This is a genomic window from Acinetobacter sp. ANC_7503 (assembly GCF_056780035.1).
Window position 1 is genome coordinate 553,058 of the sequence record NZ_JBWYJA010000001.1, and the last position, 20,079, is coordinate 573,136.

A 20,079-nucleotide genomic window follows, 5' to 3' on the forward strand; every position below is an offset into this window, starting at 1 on the left:
GAATGATTGGATGTCTTATTGGTGAAGTGCTTGCTTTAGAAGCACCAACAGTTTTATTGAATGTAAATGGTGTTGGCTATGAGGTAGATACACCTCTCTCAACATTTTGCCAATTGCAGAAAGGACAAAAAGTCACATTGTGGACGCACTTGGCTGTACGTGAAGATGCTCAATTACTGTATGGTTTTTCCAACGCACAAGAAAAAAGTATTTTCCGCACTTTACTTAAAGTGAACGGCGTTGGTCCCAAAATGGCATTGGGTATTCTCTCAACACTCAGCGTAGACATGCTCATTCATACCGTTGAACATGAAGATGTAAACACTTTAGTCAAAGTTCCAGGTGTTGGTAAAAAGACTGCAGAGCGTTTGATGATTGAACTTCGAGATCGCTTTAAAGCGCTTGCAGCTCAGCCATCCACATCAAACTCTACAACAGCGCAAATTCAGTTTACGGGTAACTCTGCTGTCGCTGAGGCTGAAGCTGCTTTACAGTCATTAGGTTACAAGCCACTAGAAGCACAAAAGTTAGTCAATACCGTTAAAGGTGACTTCACTGAGGCATCCGATATTATCCGTGCTGCTTTAAAATCGATGAATAAATAAGATCTCATATTATGCAAGACCGTATTATCAGTGGTTCTGAAAAACCAGAAGATCATTTTGATCGTGCCATTCGACCAACATCATTAGATGATTATATTGGTCAACCTGTTGTGCGTGAGCAGATGGAAATTTTCATTGGTGCAGCTCGTGGACGTGGTGAAGCTTTAGACCATACCTTGATTTTTGGTCCTCCGGGTTTAGGTAAAACCACACTTGCCAATATTATCGCGCGTGAAATGGGTGGCAATCTCAAATCCACCTCAGGTCCTGTGTTAGAGCGCGCTGGTGATTTGGCAGCAATGCTCACCAACTTAGAAGAAGGTGACGTTTTATTTATTGATGAGATTCACCGTCTCTCTCCAGTGATCGAGGAAATCCTTTATCCCGCGATGGAAGATTACCAACTGGATATTATGATTGGTGAAGGCCCTGCTGCGCGTTCAATTAAGTTGGATTTACCGCCATTCACTTTAGTCGCTGCGACTACTCGTGCCGGTTTACTGACCTCTCCGCTTCGAGATCGTTTTGGTATTGTCCAACGATTAGAGTTTTATTCGGTTGAAGATTTGACCCATATCGTGACTCGTTCTGCAAACCTGATGGATGTTCCAATCACAGAAGCTGGTTCGAAGGAAGTGGCTCGTCGTTCTCGTGGTACGCCTCGTATCGCAAACCGTTTACTGCGTCGTGTACGTGACTATGCTCAAGTGAAAGGTACAGGTGAGGTCACACAAGAAATGGCGCAACGTGCGCTTGATATGTTGAATGTAGACAAGGATGGTTTAGATACACTCGACCGCCGTTATTTATCCATGTTATTAGAACGTTTTGATGGTGGTCCTGCAGGTGTTGAAGCTCTAGCAGCGGCAATGGCAGAAGATTCAGGCACGCTTGAAGACGTGATCGAACCTTATTTAATTCAGCAAGGTTATGCAATGCGTACTGCTCGTGGTCGTATTGCGACGAATCAGGCATATTTACAGTTTGGGATGACACCACCTGAACCTAAAGAAAAGTGATGAAAAGCAGCTTAGGCTGCTTTTTTTCTTAAATTATTTTTTAAATTTTTATTAATTTCACGCATTAATAAAGAGAGTATTTCTAATCTATTTAATTTATTTCCATTTTTCCAACTTGCTAGCCTTAATATCTTGTTATCTCCATAATCAATATGAGATAAATCTTCAAAAACTTCGAATAACTCAATAGAATGTTTGTTATAAAACTCATCTATTAATTCCTGTGATAAAATAGTGAAATGATCTAATAATTTAATAAAATATTCATGCATATCATTATTGTCTTCCAAATATAGATCAAGTTTCGAATTTTTAAGAATTAATTGATGACTAATTTCTTCCAACTCACCTATCTTTTCCCCAAATATACTTGAGGGATTTGATTTATCTCTACTATTAGTTCTCAGGTAAAACTTGATTATTTCCTGTGCTTTAAAAATATAGTTATTGATTAATATATTACAATCGGCACATATTTCGTAAACTAAATCATTCCATACTATACGCTCTTTAGACTGCAACTCATTTTTTTGTAACGCTATCTGTTGCTCAAATAATTTTTGATTTAGATCAAAAGCAATTTGTTGTGAACTTTTTATTTCTAGTACTACTGTATTAAAAGACATTTCAGTTAATTTAAAACTTCTGACACCATACCAAATTGCAATGATTGTTGCTGAAATTCCTAGAATAAAAGCTATCGCCATTGCAATCATAAAAGACCAAATTGCAGTCGTATCAGTTGAGCTTACATTCAAATCCAAAGGAATTTTCTGCGTTTCAGGATCAACTTGAATACTCGTCGTATATAAAGGCGGTTGTGGCACGGTCCACGGAAGTTGAATCATGACATCTTGATTATGCTTAAGTTCTTCTTCAACGCCCATTAGCTCCCCCACAACTATTAAAATAATTATTTAAAATGAATAATTTACAAATAATAACAACTTTAAATCTATGGATAAAGCATTAAAAATCAATGCTTCATGTTCACTATACTTTTCATGTATTTCGATATACCTGTTAAGTTTTGCAACTATCGGAAGTGAATGAGAAGCTCCTAAAACTTTTGGATTTTTAGGACATTGTGTTCATGATTTCACTTAGGCTATTTTCTGCTTGTACCATCTTGCCCCTTTGTTCAACCTTGAGTTTTGCAGATTGGGTTGATGACGGTGTAAACGCTGTTGAACAACATACCATCAAATTAAGACAGCACATTCACCAACATCCCGAACTCGGCAATATGGAATTTAAAACCTCGGCTCTGGTTCAAAAAGAATTAAAAAAATATGGAATTGAAGTCCGCACAGGCTATGCCAAAACAGGTGTAATCGGAATTCTTAAAGGTGCAAAACCTGGCCCAGTGATGGCATTACGTGCAGATATGGATGCATTACCGATTGAGGAAAAAACAGGACTTTCTTTTGCGAGTAAGGCAAAGGCAATCTATCAAGGTAAAGAAACGCCAGTGATGCATGCCTGTGGACATGATGCTCACACAGCAATGTTACTCGGCGCTGCAAAAGTGCTTTCGGAAAATAAAGATAAAATTGCAGGTACTGTTGTGTTTGTCTTCCAACCAGCTGAAGAAGGTGGAGCAGATATTGATAACTTTAGCCATGGCGATCAAATTGGTTCACGTAAGATGATTGCAGATGGGGCTTTAAAAAATCCTAAGCCTGAAGTGATCTTCGGTATGCATGTTATGGCGGGTATGCCAAGTGGTCATATTTTTTATAAAGATGGCACCATTTTAAACAGTGCAGATCACTTGCGCATTCAGGTCAGTGGAAAACAAGTTCATGGTTCTATGCCATGGCTTGGACGCGATCCCATTTACGCTTCATCTCAAATGATTAGTAATATGCAGAGTTTGATCAGCCGTCGTGCAGATTTAACCAAAGGTATGGGGGCAATCAGTATTGGTAGTATCCAAGGTGGAACGGTAGGAAATGTGATACCAGAGCAAGTCAATATGGTTGGCACGATTCGATCAAATAGTGAAGAAGTCCGCCAGAATATTCTCAAGGATTTACCGAAGTTGATCGAACATAATGCTCATGCAAATGACGTAAAAGCCAAAGTAGAAATTGCCGCTTATGCCCCCGTCACTACGAACGATAAAACACTAACTCAACTCATCGCGCCCTCACTTGCGAAAGTTCATGGCGAAAATAAATTACATGTGCTTGAGAACAATGCGAGTGCCAGTGAAGACTTTGCCTATTATGGTCAACTTATGCCTTCATTGTTCATTTTCATTGGTGCAACACCTCAAGATCAAGAGATGAGTAAGGCTGCACCCAATCATAACCCTCAATTTATTGTAGATGATGCGACATTAAAAACTGGCGTTGAAAGCCACATTCGTTTTGTGATGGACTATCCGACTATTGCACAACAAGTTCAACAAGATTGGAATAACAAATCTTAAGCATCATAAAAAAAATCCTCCTTGATGGAGGATTTTTTTATTTCAATAATTTATTTCTGCTCGACGAACTCTTTAAAATCTGCTTTACGAATCATCGCATGGATGCCTTTGGTTTTATCTACAACTTGAGAAGCTTCAAAATCAGTCGCAGCGCTGAGATAAGCATATGCAATTTCTTCACTTATGCCATATTCATTTACTAAGAAATTGATTGCTTCACGCGTAGATTTGCGCATTGCTTCATCCAAATCTTCATCTAAGCCAGGTGTAATCCAAAATTGATCATTTTCACCTAATGGCTGAGAAAGTTGCTTACCTGGAATATAATCTTTACCCGCTTTTAACACACTAATTTTAAACGTTGCACGCGCTGAACCTTCTAAAGCAGTTAATGCAACCTCACCATCACCTTGAACAAAATGACTATCACCTGTGTAGAATAATGCACCTGGAACTTGAACAGGATAATAAGCGGTTGCCCCAGCAGTTAAATCATTAATATCAATATTTCCACCATAAAATGAGGGTGGAACTGAGTGAACAGGTTCGCTGGTATTTGGTGCAACACCCATTGTTCCCATAAACGGATTTAATGGAAAACGAATCGCTTTACCAGATTCTGTTTGAATCACCCCCTCCCATACACCCTCTTTATTTTGCGCAATGGGTGTAAATACTGAAACATTGCCATAAGCATCTGGATTTTCTGGCGAAGCATGATCATGTTTTTGTCGTTTAGGGAATTCAGGCAATGTACCTTTACCATGGCGGTTCGAAATAACACCATAAGGAACACGTGGTTCTATTTTCAATATTTCAACTTTAAGCACGTCTCCCGGCATTGCACCTTCAACGTAGATCGGACCAGTAATAATGTGTGGACCATCTTTATGGAAATCATGCTTTAAATTAGAGCGGGTGATCAATTTCGCTTCATCTAAAATGTGCTCTTTTTTAACACCTTTAGATGTAAAGTATTTTTCAGCATCACGCCCTTGATCCTCTAATAAACCTTCATGTGACACTGTATCAAAAGTCACATGACTCCCCCGATGGAACCGTTAAAACTGGCTTAGCATCTTTATTCGGTAGATAACCCCATTGAATAGTATTGAGTGTGCTTGGAATATAATAGTGTCCAGCATATTCCCCTTTTTTTAGTAAAGTTGGCTTGCTTTCAATCTGTTTTAAAATTTTAAAATCTTCAGCCGAACTAAAAGTCGAAAAACTTAATATTGATGTAGCAATCGAAATCGATAAAGCTAACTTTTTTAACATGCACTCAAATCCAACTATAAATTTCATGTGAATTTATTTAAGCAATCCCTATGCCAAACATGATTAAAATTCAATTAAATCTGCATTTTCATCTTAAAATATTTCGCCCAATCTACAGCTATTTTTGAAATCTTGTGCCATTGGTCTGTAAAAATGGAGTGCTAAACTTCAAGCCTTTCAAACATTGTATAAATCAGCGTTTCGCATTCTTTGTCAAGAATGTTGCAAAACACTGGACTATTTAAAGTAATGGAACACCTGTATGGCGAACAAATTTGAATTTCAAATCCGAGTGTATATTGAAGATACAGATGCAGGAGGCATTGTTTATCATGCCAATCATATTCGCTTTATGGAACGCGCACGTACAGAATGGTTACGCGCTTCAGGGATTTCACATTACTGGCATCAAAAAGATTACAACTTTGTCGTGCATAAATTAGCGCTTAAATATTCACGCCCAATATTAATGGATGACTTAATTACTGTTACAGCAAGTGTAGTTTCGTGTAAAGCAACGTCTTTTGTATTGCAACAAAATATTTATCGTGGTGAAATCATGCTAGCTTCAGGGGAAGTAGAATTGGCGTGTATTAGCGCCGAAATGAAACCGCTGAGAATTCCAAATGAAATCCGTGATCTAATCGAAAAAGAATTAGCCCACGCATAAAAATATGATTGGCACATGTAACTATGGCAACACAACTCGAATCTTCACTTCACGTCACAGATTTAATTCTTCAAGCGAGTCCAGTCGTACAACTGGTCATGCTGGTGTTGGTACTAGCTTCACTCTTTAGCTGGTACCTTATTGCCAAGTTACATATGACGTTTAAAAAAGCTCGCCAAGGTGATGATCATTTTCAAAAGATTTTTTGGTCTGGTGCAGAACTCAACACTTTATATAACAATGCACAAGTCAACTCTAAGCGTGAAGGCTTGGAAGATGTTTTTTATCTTGGTTTTGCAGAGTTTCTCAAACTCAAAAAAACCAAAGCTGAAACAGCACAAGTCATTGATGGCACAGAGCGTATTCTTGGGGTGGGTTTAAGCCGAGATCAGAGCCGTATGGAGCAAGGCGTCAGTGCACTTGCCAGTATTGGTTCAGTTGCGCCCTATGTTGGTTTATTTGGTACAGTTTGGGGCATTATGAATGCTTTTATCGGCTTAGCCCAAGTCGATCAAGTGACGCTAGCAACTGTCGCACCAGGTATCGCGGAAGCCCTCATTGCGACTGCTATTGGTTTATTTGCTGCGATTCCTGCAGTACTTGCATTCAACCACTATACGGCCAAAAGTGAAGAAATTTACTCAGATCGTTCCTTGTTTGCTGAAGAAATGGTGGCGCTTTTACAACGTCGTTCTGTGGGTTCTACACAGGAAGCTGAATAAATGGTCGTTCGTCGTTCAGGGCGTTTCCAACGCATCAAAAAACCACTTAAAAGTGACATGAATGTAGTTCCTTATATTGACGTCATGTTAGTACTTTTGGTGATTTTTATGGTGACCGCACCAATGATCACAAGTGGCATAAAAGTTGATTTACCTGAAGCAAATAGTGTACCGATTGAATCTAAGGATGCACCAGCTATGGTGACTTTAGATCAACAAGGACAATACTTTTTAGAATACAAGGGTAGCCAACCAAATCCACTGAGCTTGCAAGAATTACAACAGACACTTCGTGATGCACAACAAATTGCTGAACGTGAGAATAAACAATTTAGTGTCGTCATCAATGGTCATAATACTCGACCTTATGGTGAGGTGATGACGCTCATGTCTAACTTACAAGATGCAGGGATCAATCAAGTTGGCTTGCTGACCAAACCGATTCAATAAGCTATGAAAGAATCTAACTCCCGCTTTTCAAAAGAAAAGAAAATTGCAATCGGATTCACTGTTGCGGTCCATGTGATTGCAATCACAGGCTTATTGTTCCTTGGGTTGACTCAACCTCCTGAGCCAACTAAAACTGTTAAAACAGTTTTAGTTAAACCTGAAGATCTGGTACCACCTGAACCCACACCATTGGTTGAATCTGATCACTCAGATACAGCGCACCAGAACGTTCAAGAAAATGTTCAACAGACCAATGAGCCGATTAAAAATGCTCCTGTGATTCCTGTTGCGCCTCCTGTATCTCCTCCAACTCAACCAAAAGCCGAAGAGCCAAAATCCGACCGTAAAGCTGAGCAAGTGGCAGCGGTTAAAGCTCAACAAGAAGCCGAACGTAAAGCTGCGGCTGAAGCACAACGTAAAGCGACTCAAGAAGCGAATCGGAAAGCTAAAGCTGAGGCCGATGCTAAAGCTAAACAAGAGACCGCTCAAAAAGCCAAAGCAGCTGAGCAAAGCGCAAAACAGGAACAACAACAAAAGGCGAAAGCTGATGCGGCTTTAAAAGCGAAACAAGAAGCTGATCGAAAAGCTAAAGCTGAGGCAACTCAAGCCAAAGCTAAGCAAGATGCTGATCGGAAAGCTAAGGCGGAGGCCGATGCTAAAGCCAAACAAGAAGCCGACCGGAAAGCCAAAGCTGCTGCTGAAGTCAAAGCAAAACAAGATGCTGATCGTAAAGCTAAAGCGGAAGCAGATGCAAAAGCCAAACAGGATGCTGATCGTAAAGCTAAAGCGGAAGCAGATGCAAAAGCTAAACAAGAGGCTGATGCGAAAGCTCGTCAGGAAGCACAAAGAAAAGCAGATGCTGAAGCCAAAGAACGTGCCGAAGCTGAAGCTCGAGAATCTGCCGCTGAAAAAGCTAGACAAGAAGCAGCCAACAAAAAAGCTGAATCTAAACGCATCGCTTCTTCAGCAAAAAGAGACTTTGAGCAAAAAATTAAAGGTGCTTGGAGAATGCCAATAGGCTCTTCAGGTCAAAAAGCGACAGCACGCGTGACATTATCTGACAGTGGTTCTGTGACTTCAGTCATCGTCAATGCATCAGATCCAGATGTCAAAGCCAGTGTCGAACAGGCTGTTCGTGCAGCAGCACCATATCCGATGCCATCCGATCCTGATGCAAGGCGTGAAGCTCGTAGTTTCACTTCTTCATTCACCGTGAAATAATAAAAAACCTTTCGATTCGTCGAAAGGTTTTTTCATGAATTGCGGATAATTACACGCTTTATATAGATTCGGTACGGAGCTATATGCTAAAAAGCTAGAATATTCGAAAAATTAGTATCTTGAGTACGTGACCTCTCATGAAAATGATCTCAAAACATCTTCTCGGTTTAGCAATTTTGGCAGCATTTAGCCCTGCTCTCATTACGACCTCTTATGCACAGCTTCATCTTGAAATTGCTAAAGCACCTGAAGAAGCACCAAAAATTGCTATCGTGCCATTCGTAGGTGATCAACGCTTATACCCTGTTGTAGAGCAAGATTTAAACCGTTCAGGTCGCTTTACCAGTTCATCTAAAAATTTACCTGCAACAGCAACCATCAATCAAGCCAATGGTGCTGCTTGGCAATCTGCAGGCGTACCTTATGTTGTGAATGGTGAAGTTAAAACCAATCCTGATGGTTCATTGGCTGTTCATTACCAACTCTATGATGTCCAAAAACAACAATATTTGCTCAATGAACTATTAACTGTACCACCATCGCGCATTCGATCTGCAGCACATATGATCAGTGATGCGATTTACCAAGCATTAACAGGTATTCCTGGTGACTTTAGTGGTCGCATCGCTTATGTTTTGCGAAATCCTGCGACTCCTGATAATCGCTACACTTTACAAATCGCAGATACGGACGGCGAACAACCACGTACTGTATTGAGTTCGCGCGATCCAATTTTATCCCCTGCTTGGACGCCTGATGGCAAAAAAATCGCTTATGTTTCATTCGAAACCAAACGTCCAGCGATCTATGTTCAAGATTTAGCGACTGGACAACGTGAAAAATTAGCTGGCTTCCGTGGCTTAAACGGTGCGCCAAGTTTTTCCCCTGATGGTAAAAGCATGTTGTTCACTGCTTCAATGCATGACAACCCTGAAATTTATCAAATGGATTTAAATACGCGCCAAGTGAAGCGTATGACAAATAATACAGCAATTGATACAGAAGCTCGCTATACCCCAGATGGTAAAGGTTTTATCTTTACCTCAGACCGTGGTGGTTCAGCACAGATCTATCATTACACGTTTGCTGATGGTTCAACAAAACGTTTGACTTTCCGCGGAGCATTCAACGCACGTGGCAGTTTAAGTGCCGATGGTAAATATGTTGCTTTAGTACATCGCCCTTCAGGTAGCAACTATAAGGTAGCAATTCAGGAAATCTCCACTGGGATCACGAACATATTAACGCCAACCAGTTTAGATGAATCACCAAGCTTTTCACCAAATGGTCAAATGGTCGTATATGCGACACGTGAAGGCAGCCGTGGATTGTTATCGATTATGTCTACAGACGGCCGCTTCCGCATGAATTTACCTAGCGAGCAAGGTGAAGTTCGTGAACCTGCTTGGGCACCTAAATAATCGAATTTAATCTTTCAAGGAGATGAACATGTACGCGATTAAAACGTTTGCTCTTCCACTCATTGCTGTAAGTTTAGTAATGACGGGTTGCGCAAGCCGTAAACCAGCAACTACAGATACCACTACGATGACACCACCATCAACGTCCACCTCTGTAAATACGACTGGTCTCAGTGAAGATGCAGCATTAAATGCTCAAAACTTAACGGGTGCTTCTGCTAAAGGGGTAACTGAAGCCAATAAAGCTTTCTTGGCTAAACGTGTTGTTCACTTTGATTATGACAGCAGTGAGCTATCTACTGAGGACTATCAAACCCTCCAAGCACATGCACAATTTTTATTGGCAAATGCAAACTCTAAAATCGCATTAACTGGTCATACCGATGAACGTGGAACGCGTGAATACAATATGGCTTTGGGTGAGCGACGTGCCAAAGCAGTTGAAAGTTATTTGGTTACAAATGGTGTAAATCCAAACCAACTCGAAGCTGTGAGTTATGGTAAAGAAATGCCAATTAATACAGGTAACAATGAAGCTGCGTGGAAAGAAAACCGTCGTGTAGAACTCAATTATGAAGCAGTGCCACCACTTCTTCGCTAATGAATGCAAAAAAAGCGCTCAATTCGAGCGCTTTTTTTATATCAGGTTTAAGACCTTTGCGAGTCTGGCATGGGCACTTGCATAGACTCAATCATGTCATGCTTATTAAACTCTTTATATTCAGGTTTAGCCTCGTACTGTTTCCATGCTTCCTTGGAACTCTCTGAACTAATTTCGTTTAAGTCGATTGCCTCACCTGGCGTTGGAGTTGCTTCAAACTTTTGAATGCTCATTTTAAAGCTCCTTTTAAAATCATCCTCCTATCAACATACCATGTTCTAAAACTCTGGCAAGTGCAAAATCACCACAAATAACGCAGGATAATTTCTATTTTGCACTGAACTCATCTAAAATAACCCAAGATCCAAATTTTATTCTTTTAAAGCTTTTAGGAGCGTCCTTGTAATGTCATACCTCACCTTGTCACAATATCTTGCACAACAACAAGGAAATCTAACGCCTGAACTCTCTAATGTGATTGAAACAATTGCTGAAACGTGTAAAACCATCGATTCAGCATTGCAAAAGGGTGCCTTAGCGGGTGTGTTAGGTAGTGCTGGTAATGAAAACGTACAAGGTGAAGCGCAAAAAAAATTAGATGTTATTTCAAATGACTATTTAATTGATGCGCTAAAAAACAACGAAAATGTTGGCGGTTTAGCTTCTGAAGAACTCGATGAGTTTACCCCAGCACAAGAGAACGGTAAGTATTTAGTTTTATTCGATCCACTAGATGGCTCAAGTAATATCGATATCAATATGTGTGTTGGCACCATCTTCTCTATCCTACCTGCCAAAAATTCAGTGACACAAGCAGAAGATTTCCTTCAAGCAGGTACTGAACAAGTCGCAGCTGGTTATGTGTTATATGGCCCATCAACTATGATGGCATTAACCGTTGGTGCAGGTACTGTTTTCTTTACATTTGATCCAGAGTCAAAAACATTCCTGTTGACGACTGAAAATATCCAAGTGGATGCCGATACAAAAGAATACGCCATTAATGCTTCAAATCAACGTCATTGGGAAGAACCTGTTCAACGCTATATTGGTGAGCTACAAGCGGGTAAAACATCTGTACGTGAAAAAGATTTTAACATGCGTTGGGTTGCCTGCATGGTCGGTGATATCCACCGTATTCTTTGCCGTAGTGGGATCTTCTTATATCCTTACGATACCAAAGATCCTAAAAAAGCTGGTCGTTTACGTCTTATGTATGAAGCAAATCCAATGAGTATGCTCATGGAACAAGCAGGCGGTGCTTCGACAACAGGTCGCGTGCGTATTATGGAAATCCAACCGACTGAACTTCACCAACGTGTACCAGTCGTCATTGGTTCAAAAAATGAAGTTGAGCTTGTTACTGCTTATCATCAATAATTTTACAATTGAGAGCCTATTGATTTAGGCTCTCATGGAAGTCAAACTGAATGGCCATTATCTTTTTAGAATCTAAAGACAACCCGAAAATTAAACATTTACGTGGTTTAATTGATCAAAATAGTTACCGTAAAAAGCAAGGCCAAACTGTTCTTGAAGGCACACATTTGTGCTTAGCTTGGTTAGAAAAAAATCGTAAGCTGAATTCGATTTTTACCACTGAAAAAGCAATGGAACACGCCGATTTTGACGAAATCGCACAACACTATACAGGTTCAGTGTTTGTTATTAGTGAATCACTCTATAAAGACATTAGCACGCTAGGAACCACCTTAGCATGTTTAGCGATTGTAGATTTACCAACTCAACGTGATGCTCTAGATTACACTCAAGACACTTTAATTCTTGAAAATGTTCAAGATCCAGGCAATGTGGGTACATTACTTCGTTCAGCTGCGGCTGCAGGTATTGAACAAGTTGTTTGCACCAAAGGTTCAGCATCTTTGTGGTCTCCTCGCGTATTACGAGCAGGAATGGGTGCGCACTTTTCATTAAAAACCTATGAAAACGTTGCGCTTGAAGATGTGCTGTCTCAATTCAAAATTCCCGTGTATGTCACGAGCTCACATGAATCAGAAAGTTTATATGCAAAAGACTTAACTCAAGCTTGCGTATGGGTACTGGGCAATGAAGGTCAAGGCGTTTCGGAATATGCCCTAGCGCATGCTTCAGCAATTACCATTCCCCAACCGGGTGGTCAAGAATCATTAAACGTTGCAGTTGCCGGATCGATTTGTTTCTTTGAAATGGTACGCCAACGGATATGATTCGTTAAAATATATTAACGAAGTCACTGAAAATAAAAAAATCTATTAAACTGCTAAAAAATAGTTGCTTAGATTGTCAACCTACCATTATGTTTTGACGTTATATAAGTAACGATTAGAAAATAATGGTGGGTACCCAATGACGGGATTTTCCATCTCTATGGATTTAGCACCAAAAAAAGTCAAGCCTGAAGATTCGAGTGTTCTTTTGAATACGGCAGAACAACGTCTTAAATATTTTATGCAAGACGTCACTGGGCGTGCATTGGTGATGATGGAAAGCGCAACTCAAGGACACAATGGCATTGCCATGGATTTAGTCCAAGAAGCTTTTATATCTTTGCATAAATCATATGCTGATAAATCCACTGCAGAGTGGTATCCCCTTTTCTATACCATTTTAAATAACAAACTTCAGGATTGGCGTCGTAAAGAATCTCGACGGGCTTTTCCATTCTCGTTATTTAAAAAAAATAACCACGATGAAGATGATGACGAAACCATCAATATTGTGGATGAATCAACACCTAATCCGCTGCAATTTCTTGCACAAGAGATGGCTGTTGAGGAGATTCAAAATGCAATTTCTAAGTTACCTGTTCGCCAACAACAAGCATTTATGTTGCGAGCATGGGAAGGGTTTGACACACAAACCACAGCCGAAATCATGAATTGTTCAGAAGGCAGTGTGAAGACCCATTACCATCGAGCTATACAGGGCTTAAGATCTGCTTTGTCTCACTTAAACCCAAATGACGGGGGATCATCGGATGAATCATGATGAATTTACGAAACAAGTGACTGAAAAATTGAATGTACTGGCATCAAAACATCGCAATAAAGCGGTCGTGATGGAGCATGTACTCGATGAGATTAAAGACAAACCGTTATTTTCTCAGTTGATGACTTGGAAAGTTACTGGTTTTGCATTAGCAGCCGCGATCACAGGATTTGTGGTACTTCCAAATGCATTTGATTTGGAAGAAGCTCCAAGCCCACAACAAGTGATTGTCACCCCTAAACTTTCTCCGCAAATGATGGAAGATCTAGAAATGTTATCTGTTTTTGGTGAGGATAAATCAGCTCATGGCAGCTAAAGGCTTAGCGATTGCACTCTGCACATTAGGTTTTTTACAAACCAGTTTTGCAGGCTATGAACGTTTTTGGATCTTCTCGAAAGACAATAATTCTGAACTTAATGAATCTTGGGAATCGCTTTCTGAAGAAGAACAAAAAGCACTGATTAAACGCTATCAAAATTTGAAAGAAATTCCTGAAGAGCAAAGTGTTGTTCTACAACAAAGAATGGATTGGTTTACTAAACTGCCTGAACAAGAAAAAATACAAATGCGCGAAACTTGGCAACAGATGAGCTCAAGTGAACGAAATGATTTGCGTAAAAAAATGATGAACGCGACGACTGCCGAGCAGCGCAGGGAAATACGCGAAACTTATATAAATAAATATATGCAACAAACCACGATGAAATAATAAACTTTAAAGCCTCCACAAGAGGCTTTATTTTTTTGTTAAAGATATATACCCTCACGTTCAGGCTGATAGAGCACTTTATCAATTTTCACTTTCATTGTTTGCCCATCAGGCTGAGGCCATTCAATTTCTTGTCCTTCCGCCAAACCTAGGATTGCTGCACCAATAGGTGCAATCACATTAACCTGCCCCTTTTCACCTTTAAAGTCATGGGGATATACCAGCACAATCTCTGTAGATTCAGTGGACGGTGCAACCGTTATCAGCACTCTAGCATTCATCGTTACTACATTGGCAGGGATATCTTTAGGCTGTACGACTTCAGCACGAGCCAACTCATTTTCTAAATGCTCCATCGTTGGAGTTACCTGCTTCTGATGTTCCAACATGGTTTCTAAACGATTTAAATCCTGTTCAGAAATAATAATATTTGGATGGCTCATTTTCTGCTCCAATTCAAATGTATAACGACAATTGAATAATTAATAGATACATCAGTTATATCAGAACTATCTAAAAATGACAGATTTGACATTCCAACATTCAATAAAAAAGCCCCCTTGAGGGGGCTTTTCTCAAGTCGAAGATTATTTTGCGTAAACTGGGAATTTAGCGCATACAGTCTCAACTTTAGCTTTCACAGCGTTGATGACAGTTTCATCACCTTTAGAATCTAAGATATCCGCGATCCAACCTGCAAGTTCACGTACTTCTGCTTCACCGAAACCACGAGTTGTTACAGCTGGAGTACCGATACGGATACCAGAAGTTACGAATGGAGAACGTGGATCGTTTGGCACAGAGTTTTTGTTCACAGTGATGTGAGCCGCACCTAACCAAGCATCAGCATCTTTACCTGTAATGTCTTGTTTGATGAGAGACAACAAGAACAAGTGGTTTTTCGTACCACCTGAAACAACATCATAACCGCGTTCGATTAACACTTCAGCCATTGCTTGCGCGTTTTTCACAACTTGTTGTTGATATGCTTTGTATTCAGGAGCCATTGCTTCTTTGAAGCAGATTGCTTTAGCCGCTACAGCATGAACTAAAGGGCCACCTTGGTTACCTGGGAATACAGCAGATTGAAGTTTTTTCTCAATTTCTTCATTTGCTTTTGCAAGGATTAAACCTGAACGTGGACCACGAAGTGTTTTGTGAGTCGTCGTTGTAGTTACGTCAGCAATTTGAACTGGGCTTGGATAAACACCAGCAGCAACAAGACCAGCAACGTGAGCCATATCAACGAATAGATAAGCGCCTACTTTGTCTGCGATTTCACGGAAACGCTGCCAATCAACGATTTGGCTATAAGCAGAGAAACCAGCGACAATCATACGTGGCTTGTGTTCTATAGCTAAACGTTCAACTTCTTCGTAATCGATTTCACCCGTTTCTGGATCTAAACCGTATTGGATCGCATTATATGTTTTACCAGAGAAGCTAACTTTAGCACCGTGAGTCAAATGACCACCGTGAGCTAAGCTCATACCTAAAACAGTATCGCCTGGGTTAAGAAGCGCTAGATAAACTGCAGAGTTTGCTTGAGAACCAGCATGAGGCTGAACGTTCGCGTAATCAGCACCAAAGAGTTCTTTAGCACGGTCAATTGCCAATTGTTCAATCACGTCTACATATTCACAACCGCCATAGTAGCGTTTGCCTGGGTAGCCTTCTGCATATTTGTTAGTGAGTTTTGAACCTTGAGCTTCCATTACTGCTGGAGAGCAATAGTTTTCTGAAGCGATTAACTCAATATGAGCTTCCTGACGAGCATCTTCACTCGTAATAGCTTGAGCTAATTCTGGATCAAAGTCAGCAATAGAGATATTGGCAAACATTAGCGAGGTCCTATTAATGTAGGGCTTTTAAGCCGTGCTAAGATTGGCGCGTATTGTAACATGAACTTGTTAAATTTCGAGAATGAAGTTTAAACAGTTTGCAATTAAATTTGATTAATTCCTGTGTGTTTACTCAATTACTATTAAAAACAAATATCTGAATTATGACTATTCTTTTTTAAATTCATTCATTTTTGAAAATTGCCTTTAACAACCTACAGTCTAAACTTGCAGCGTCAATATCATAGAAAACGAAATTTCTTTAAATGAGCACCTTATCTAAATAATTCCCATAATTTGTTCAATTCAGCATAATTTATACAATTCATTGACTTTATTACTGTGAGCTCAGATTTGAAAATGTTAAATTAATTACATCTTTATCATTAACTTGGACATTTGCATGCAAGCCATTATCTTGGATACTGAAACCCATACATTAAACGGTTTGCCCATAGAAATTGCATATGCTCCTATTCAGATTGAACAAGGCAAATTAAGTCTTGATCGCGAAAAAATTTTTGACCAACTATATAGCATTGGTGACGAAAAAATTTCCTATGCTGCAATGGCGGTTCATCATATTCTTGAAAGCGATTTAGTAGATCAACCCAACTTCAGAACCTTCGAGTTACCTCAAGAAACGACGTATATTATTGGTCATAATATTGATTATGATATTCGAGCTATTCAGCAATGCGGCGTTGAAACAAGTCATATTAAAGCCATCTGTACACTCGCTCTTTCTCGACTAGTTTGGCCTCATGCAGAAGCACACAACATTTCTGCTTTAATTTATATGATTAGTAAAGGCAGTAGCAAAGCTAGAGAGATGTTAAAAGGTGCCCATCGAGCTGACGCAGATATTATTTTGACTGCAAATATTTTAATGCACATTATTCATCATTTGGGTATTCAAAACATTGAAGAACTCTATGAAGTATCTGAAGATGCACGTATCCCTCGTACAATTAACTTCGGTAAACATCGTGGGACAGCCATTGTAGATCTTCCAAAAGATTATGTTTCATGGTTACTAAGACAAGAAGACTTGGATCCCTATTTGAAAAAAGCCTTAGAAAAAACTTTAATTGATACGCTTTAAGCAATATTTCATGACTCTCACTTTGAACCTAAACCTCAAAGTGAGAAATTAACTATTTTTTTTAATACTTTTAAACGATTAAACTAAAATTTACACCAATAATTAAAATAATATAATCACATGATAATTAAATATTTTTTATTATTTTTATTCATTCAACACTGCCCACCTCATCCGCTATTAGACTAAGGCGAAGTAGAACATCTTTCTCATAAATATATTAATACGATCATACAACAACGGTATAAATAGGTGCCTTATGTCTAAACTCAGCCAAATTCTAGAATTTGATCCTTTAGATAATCCTATGTATCTTAAAAAAGTCGGAAATTGGGTTCTCACCTTCTTGCATGCCCATGACCAGGTGGAGAAAATCCAGCTCGCCATTACCAATGTTATTCCGCGTCAAGCAGATGGCTCATTGCAGCCTCGACGTATTATCATTGAGCAAGCTGATCAAGAACATCAATGGCAAATCAATCACATAGAATGTTTTGATAGCCTTGAAAATAAAGAAGTCCTGCTCAATGCTTCAGAACAAACGGGTGGATCGATCATTCAAGACCTGCTCAGTGAATTTCGAAAATATGATGTTGAAGTCATGTTTAAAGCATAATTCCGATATGAAAAAGCCCGCTTTACGCGGGCTTTATGTTGGAAGGCTAGTGTTAGATTTATTGTTCAACTGAACTCAACTAACTGTCATTGATCCGTCCAACTCGTCAGTAGCGCTACGTCGAATAACCTACTTTATATTAAAAATATACAACTCGATCAAAAATAATAAAATAGTTGCAAACATTTTTATACATTAAACCAATTTAATCACTCTTGTATCAGTATATAGAATTGAGATAAGATTTTGGTGATAAGAATTATAATTTATTTTATATATCTTTATCTTTCAAATAGATAACAATCCAATAGTATGCTCATCATTTATAAACTAATAAATCTAAGCATATTATTTTATTCTCTCCCTGTAATAACTTTCAAATAGTATTCTTTCTAAACAATGCAACTTATATAAAACAAGTAGAATAATTTCTACTTTTTAAACCACGCACAAACAATATATCTTAGATTAGCATTAAACCACAGCATAGAATACAAGTATTACTGCAATTACAAAATATTCACATATTTAAAATATAAATCAATTACTTAACACAAATTTTCAATCCAAATGTATTTAATAATTTAAGTATAGTACCTAAGGTTGGATTAGCATTAGATTGCTCCATTTTATGTAAAGTAATAGGTGCAATCTTAGTTATTTTAGACATTTCTTCTAAAGTTAAATTTAGCTCTGTTCGTAAATATTTAGCAACCTGATGAAGAGGCCAATCTGGATTAGCTCTTATTTCATTCAACACTTTTTCACGATTTTGCATTTGTTCAATTGGTGTTAATGGTTTCAATCTTTTATCCATTTCTTAGTTTCTCTAATTGCTCACAAATTGAATTTATCCGATGTGTACTGTTTTCAAGGACTTGTTGATCGATCCCAATAGAGACCATATAAGATAATAAATTTTGATATTTTGGAAGTTCTGCTATTAGGGCATTTGTTAATATTTCTCTTTTTATACTGGTGACTTCACTAATTTGATCTATCACTGATTGCCATAATGGTGCTCCACCCTCATCATCTTTATACCATCTTGTTGATCTTGCAATACCATCTGGATGGAGCCACATTGGAGCGAAATCGTATAAAGGACTTAATTGTATGTGTCCATTATTAAAACGTTGTATAGCAGTATTGCGGGTATGATTATCTTTGTTGCCCAATGCGACATTTGCTAAATCTCGTTTTAAATACTCTATAACTTCAAGCTCTGGATGCGTACAGCATTCAATTAGTAATGAACAGATATGATTATGACTTAACTTAACTCCAAAACCTACTTTACCACTCAATGAAGCAATGCTTTCTTGGGCAACTCTTTCAACTTTTCCATTAGTTATAATTCGATCAAACCTTGGAATAAATAATGTTCTACCATAAAGGTGAATATCATCATGAACCCTCAATCCTAAGAATCGCGCTATGTTCATATAGAGCGCCTCTTGACTTAAAATTTTATCAAGTTGCGTATTTCCACCTCTACTGAATTTAACTAACCAATGTTTTTTAGCGTCCACGTCAGAAATAGTATGATCCAAGTAAAAAAGATCATCTATTCCTTGGGTTAATAATAATTTTGGCCACTCTCCTTGGACGCCTGATGAGCCAGCAACAAATTGTCCATAAGAAGCGAGTGCCTCAATGAATTTTTCATCTCTATTAGTAACTTCGTTTAGGCTAAATCCTTGAACAATACGATCTGAAGAATTTTGTAACAACCATTCGTATGCTTCTTTAATTCTAAGATTTCCGATTGGATTTCCTGATCCCGTATTAAGAAGTAGCCAATCTACTTCTTCTTGAGCATTTTCTGAATATTCCAGCTGCCGAAGTAATTCTTTACGACCAAATCCTTGAGGTAAAAGATCCATAAGAAATGAAGGCCATGTCTTTTCTATATTATTTTTTACGTTTACAGGATATCGAAAAGAAATTGCTCTACCATCATTATAATCCATATGTTGAATCGCATATTCGAATAAATACGAAGTCCTTGTCGAAGTGTTCCAGCCATTATTTTCATGGTCGAGTGATTCTATTAAAGCACAATCAATCCATTGATTATTCTGAAATATCTGTAAAGTACAATATTTACTCATAATTATATTTTAGTATAAAACCAACCTTATTTTTAACACTAATTATTATACTTAAATATAAAACTATTTATTGGTTTTGAATTGTAATTTGCTTATTTTTAGTCAAAATCAAAAACCTGTCGTAAGCGTTTAGACGTGAAACCTGTTCAGCTATAAAATTACCAATCTTAGTATTAATCTATCTAAGAAACCTTCTATGGTGGATATTCAAAAACGTTTTTCTAAGCTGCCTATATGGCAGTGAACTAGTAACAGAACTTGATGAAACAGATCCATCATTT

General features: G+C 38.6%; 22 protein-coding genes, 1 pseudogene and 1 CRISPR repeat array (1 of these 24 running past the window's edge). Of the genes and pseudogenes, 16 read left to right on the forward strand and 7 right to left on the reverse strand.

Annotated elements, in window-relative coordinates; all coding sequences use genetic code 11:
* Positions 1–2: 2 nt before the first annotated feature.
* Both ruvA and ruvB read left to right on the forward strand, forming a co-directional pair.
* A complete protein-coding gene (ruvA, locus tag AC1M9M_RS02805) occupies positions 3–605 on the forward strand; it encodes a Holliday junction branch migration protein RuvA (protein WP_481595535.1) in 603 nt (200 codons plus the stop codon).
* A gap of 11 nt (positions 606–616) precedes the next feature.
* Positions 617–1,624 carry a Holliday junction branch migration DNA helicase RuvB gene (gene ruvB, locus AC1M9M_RS02810; protein ID WP_481595536.1) on the forward strand — a complete coding sequence of 336 codons (1,008 nt, stop codon included), beginning with the start codon at positions 617–619 and terminating at the stop codon, positions 1,622–1,624.
* Positions 1,625–1,635: 11 nt separating this feature from the next.
* On the opposite strand, the gene AC1M9M_RS02815 is transcribed toward ruvB, so the two are convergent.
* Positions 1,636–2,511 (reverse strand): hypothetical protein, encoded by an 876-nt coding sequence (locus AC1M9M_RS02815; protein ID WP_481591338.1) that lies wholly within the window; start codon positions 2,509–2,511, stop codon positions 1,636–1,638.
* 206 nt (positions 2,512–2,717) lie between these two features.
* On the opposite strand from AC1M9M_RS02815, the gene AC1M9M_RS02820 reads away from it, so the two are divergent.
* On the forward strand, positions 2,718–4,061 hold the full coding sequence (locus AC1M9M_RS02820; RefSeq protein ID WP_481595537.1) for an amidohydrolase: 1,344 nt from the start codon (positions 2,718–2,720) through the stop codon (positions 4,059–4,061).
* Between the two features lie 50 nt (positions 4,062–4,111).
* Here AC1M9M_RS02820 and AC1M9M_RS02825 read toward each other — a convergent pair.
* Positions 4,112–5,339: pseudogene (locus AC1M9M_RS02825) on the reverse strand (acetamidase/formamidase family protein).
* A gap of 262 nt (positions 5,340–5,601) precedes the next feature.
* Here AC1M9M_RS02825 and ybgC point away from each other — a divergent pair.
* The 6 genes from ybgC (at position 5,602) to pal (ending at position 10,424) form a co-directional block, all read left to right on the forward strand.
* The gene (gene ybgC / locus AC1M9M_RS02830; protein WP_035265725.1) at positions 5,602–6,009 is read left to right on the forward strand and encodes a tol-pal system-associated acyl-CoA thioesterase; all 408 of its coding nucleotides are present in this window, start codon (positions 5,602–5,604) and stop codon (positions 6,007–6,009) included.
* A 23-nt stretch (positions 6,010–6,032) separates the two neighbouring features.
* The gene (tolQ, locus tag AC1M9M_RS02835) at positions 6,033–6,731 is read left to right on the forward strand and encodes a protein TolQ (protein ID WP_481595538.1); all 699 of its coding nucleotides are present in this window, start codon (positions 6,033–6,035) and stop codon (positions 6,729–6,731) included.
* On the forward strand, positions 6,732–7,181 hold the full coding sequence (gene tolR / locus AC1M9M_RS02840) for a protein TolR (protein WP_481595539.1): 450 nt from the start codon (positions 6,732–6,734) through the stop codon (positions 7,179–7,181).
* A 3-nt stretch (positions 7,182–7,184) separates the two neighbouring features.
* The gene (gene tolA, locus AC1M9M_RS02845; protein ID WP_481595540.1) at positions 7,185–8,402 is read left to right on the forward strand and encodes a cell envelope integrity protein TolA; all 1,218 of its coding nucleotides are present in this window, start codon (positions 7,185–7,187) and stop codon (positions 8,400–8,402) included.
* Positions 8,403–8,539: 137 nt separating this feature from the next.
* On the forward strand, positions 8,540–9,823 hold the full coding sequence (gene tolB, locus AC1M9M_RS02850) for a Tol-Pal system beta propeller repeat protein TolB (RefSeq protein ID WP_179998402.1): 1,284 nt from the start codon (positions 8,540–8,542) through the stop codon (positions 9,821–9,823).
* A gap of 28 nt (positions 9,824–9,851) precedes the next feature.
* Positions 9,852–10,424 carry a peptidoglycan-associated lipoprotein Pal gene (gene pal / locus AC1M9M_RS02855; RefSeq protein ID WP_481595541.1) on the forward strand — a complete coding sequence of 191 codons (573 nt, stop codon included), beginning with the start codon at positions 9,852–9,854 and terminating at the stop codon, positions 10,422–10,424.
* A 47-nt stretch (positions 10,425–10,471) separates the two neighbouring features.
* On the opposite strand, the gene AC1M9M_RS02860 is transcribed toward pal, so the two are convergent.
* Positions 10,472–10,657, reverse strand: a complete 186-nt coding sequence (locus AC1M9M_RS02860; protein WP_035265716.1) for an NF038105 family protein — start codon at positions 10,655–10,657, stop codon at positions 10,472–10,474.
* Between the two features lie 172 nt (positions 10,658–10,829).
* Here AC1M9M_RS02860 and AC1M9M_RS02865 point away from each other — a divergent pair, with 172 nt between their 5' ends.
* The 5 genes from AC1M9M_RS02865 (at position 10,830) to AC1M9M_RS02885 (ending at position 14,122) form a co-directional block, all read left to right on the forward strand.
* Entirely contained in the window at positions 10,830–11,804 is a 975-nt protein-coding gene (locus AC1M9M_RS02865) for a class 1 fructose-bisphosphatase (RefSeq protein WP_180027536.1), read from the forward strand.
* Positions 11,805–11,854: 50 nt separating this feature from the next.
* Positions 11,855–12,631 carry a TrmH family RNA methyltransferase gene (locus tag AC1M9M_RS02870; RefSeq protein ID WP_481595542.1) on the forward strand — a complete coding sequence of 259 codons (777 nt, stop codon included), beginning with the start codon at positions 11,855–11,857 and terminating at the stop codon, positions 12,629–12,631.
* A 160-nt stretch (positions 12,632–12,791) separates the two neighbouring features.
* A complete protein-coding gene (locus AC1M9M_RS02875; protein ID WP_171260669.1) occupies positions 12,792–13,412 on the forward strand; it encodes an RNA polymerase sigma factor in 621 nt (206 codons plus the stop codon).
* Complete coding sequence (locus tag AC1M9M_RS02880) at positions 13,402–13,728, forward strand: hypothetical protein (protein ID WP_481595543.1); 327 nt, start codon at positions 13,402–13,404, stop codon at positions 13,726–13,728. Before AC1M9M_RS02875 ends, AC1M9M_RS02880 begins: the two co-directional genes overlap by 11 nt.
* Complete coding sequence (locus AC1M9M_RS02885) at positions 13,718–14,122, forward strand: DUF3106 domain-containing protein (protein ID WP_481595544.1); 405 nt, start codon at positions 13,718–13,720, stop codon at positions 14,120–14,122. Before AC1M9M_RS02880 ends, AC1M9M_RS02885 begins: the two co-directional genes overlap by 11 nt.
* Positions 14,123–14,160: 38 nt before the next feature.
* Here AC1M9M_RS02885 and rnk read toward each other — a convergent pair whose 3' ends face one another.
* A complete protein-coding gene (rnk, locus tag AC1M9M_RS02890; protein WP_481588470.1) occupies positions 14,161–14,565 on the reverse strand; it encodes a nucleoside diphosphate kinase regulator in 405 nt (134 codons plus the stop codon).
* 144 nt (positions 14,566–14,709) lie between these two features.
* On the reverse strand, positions 14,710–15,963 hold the full coding sequence (gene glyA / locus AC1M9M_RS02895) for a serine hydroxymethyltransferase (RefSeq protein ID WP_481595545.1): 1,254 nt from the start codon (positions 15,961–15,963) through the stop codon (positions 14,710–14,712).
* A 403-nt stretch (positions 15,964–16,366) separates the two neighbouring features.
* Here glyA and AC1M9M_RS02900 point away from each other — a divergent pair, with 403 nt between their 5' ends.
* Positions 16,367–17,068, forward strand: a complete 702-nt coding sequence (locus AC1M9M_RS02900; protein WP_481595546.1) for a putative quorum-sensing-regulated virulence factor — start codon at positions 16,367–16,369, stop codon at positions 17,066–17,068.
* Between the two features lie 259 nt (positions 17,069–17,327).
* Positions 17,328–17,684 carry a hypothetical protein gene (locus AC1M9M_RS02905; protein ID WP_481592887.1) on the forward strand — a complete coding sequence of 119 codons (357 nt, stop codon included), beginning with the start codon at positions 17,328–17,330 and terminating at the stop codon, positions 17,682–17,684.
* 544 nt (positions 17,685–18,228) lie between these two features.
* On the opposite strand, the gene AC1M9M_RS02910 is transcribed toward AC1M9M_RS02905, so the two are convergent.
* Positions 18,229–18,501, reverse strand: a complete 273-nt coding sequence (locus AC1M9M_RS02910; RefSeq protein WP_179998411.1) for a helix-turn-helix domain-containing protein — start codon at positions 18,499–18,501, stop codon at positions 18,229–18,231.
* A complete protein-coding gene (locus AC1M9M_RS02915) occupies positions 18,494–19,798 on the reverse strand; it encodes a type II toxin-antitoxin system HipA family toxin (protein WP_481595547.1) in 1,305 nt (434 codons plus the stop codon). Before AC1M9M_RS02915 ends, AC1M9M_RS02910 begins: the two co-directional genes overlap by 8 nt.
* 217 nt (positions 19,799–20,015) lie before the next feature.
* A CRISPR array of direct repeats spans positions 20,016–20,079; the repeat unit is 29 nt; it runs 686 nt beyond the window's last position.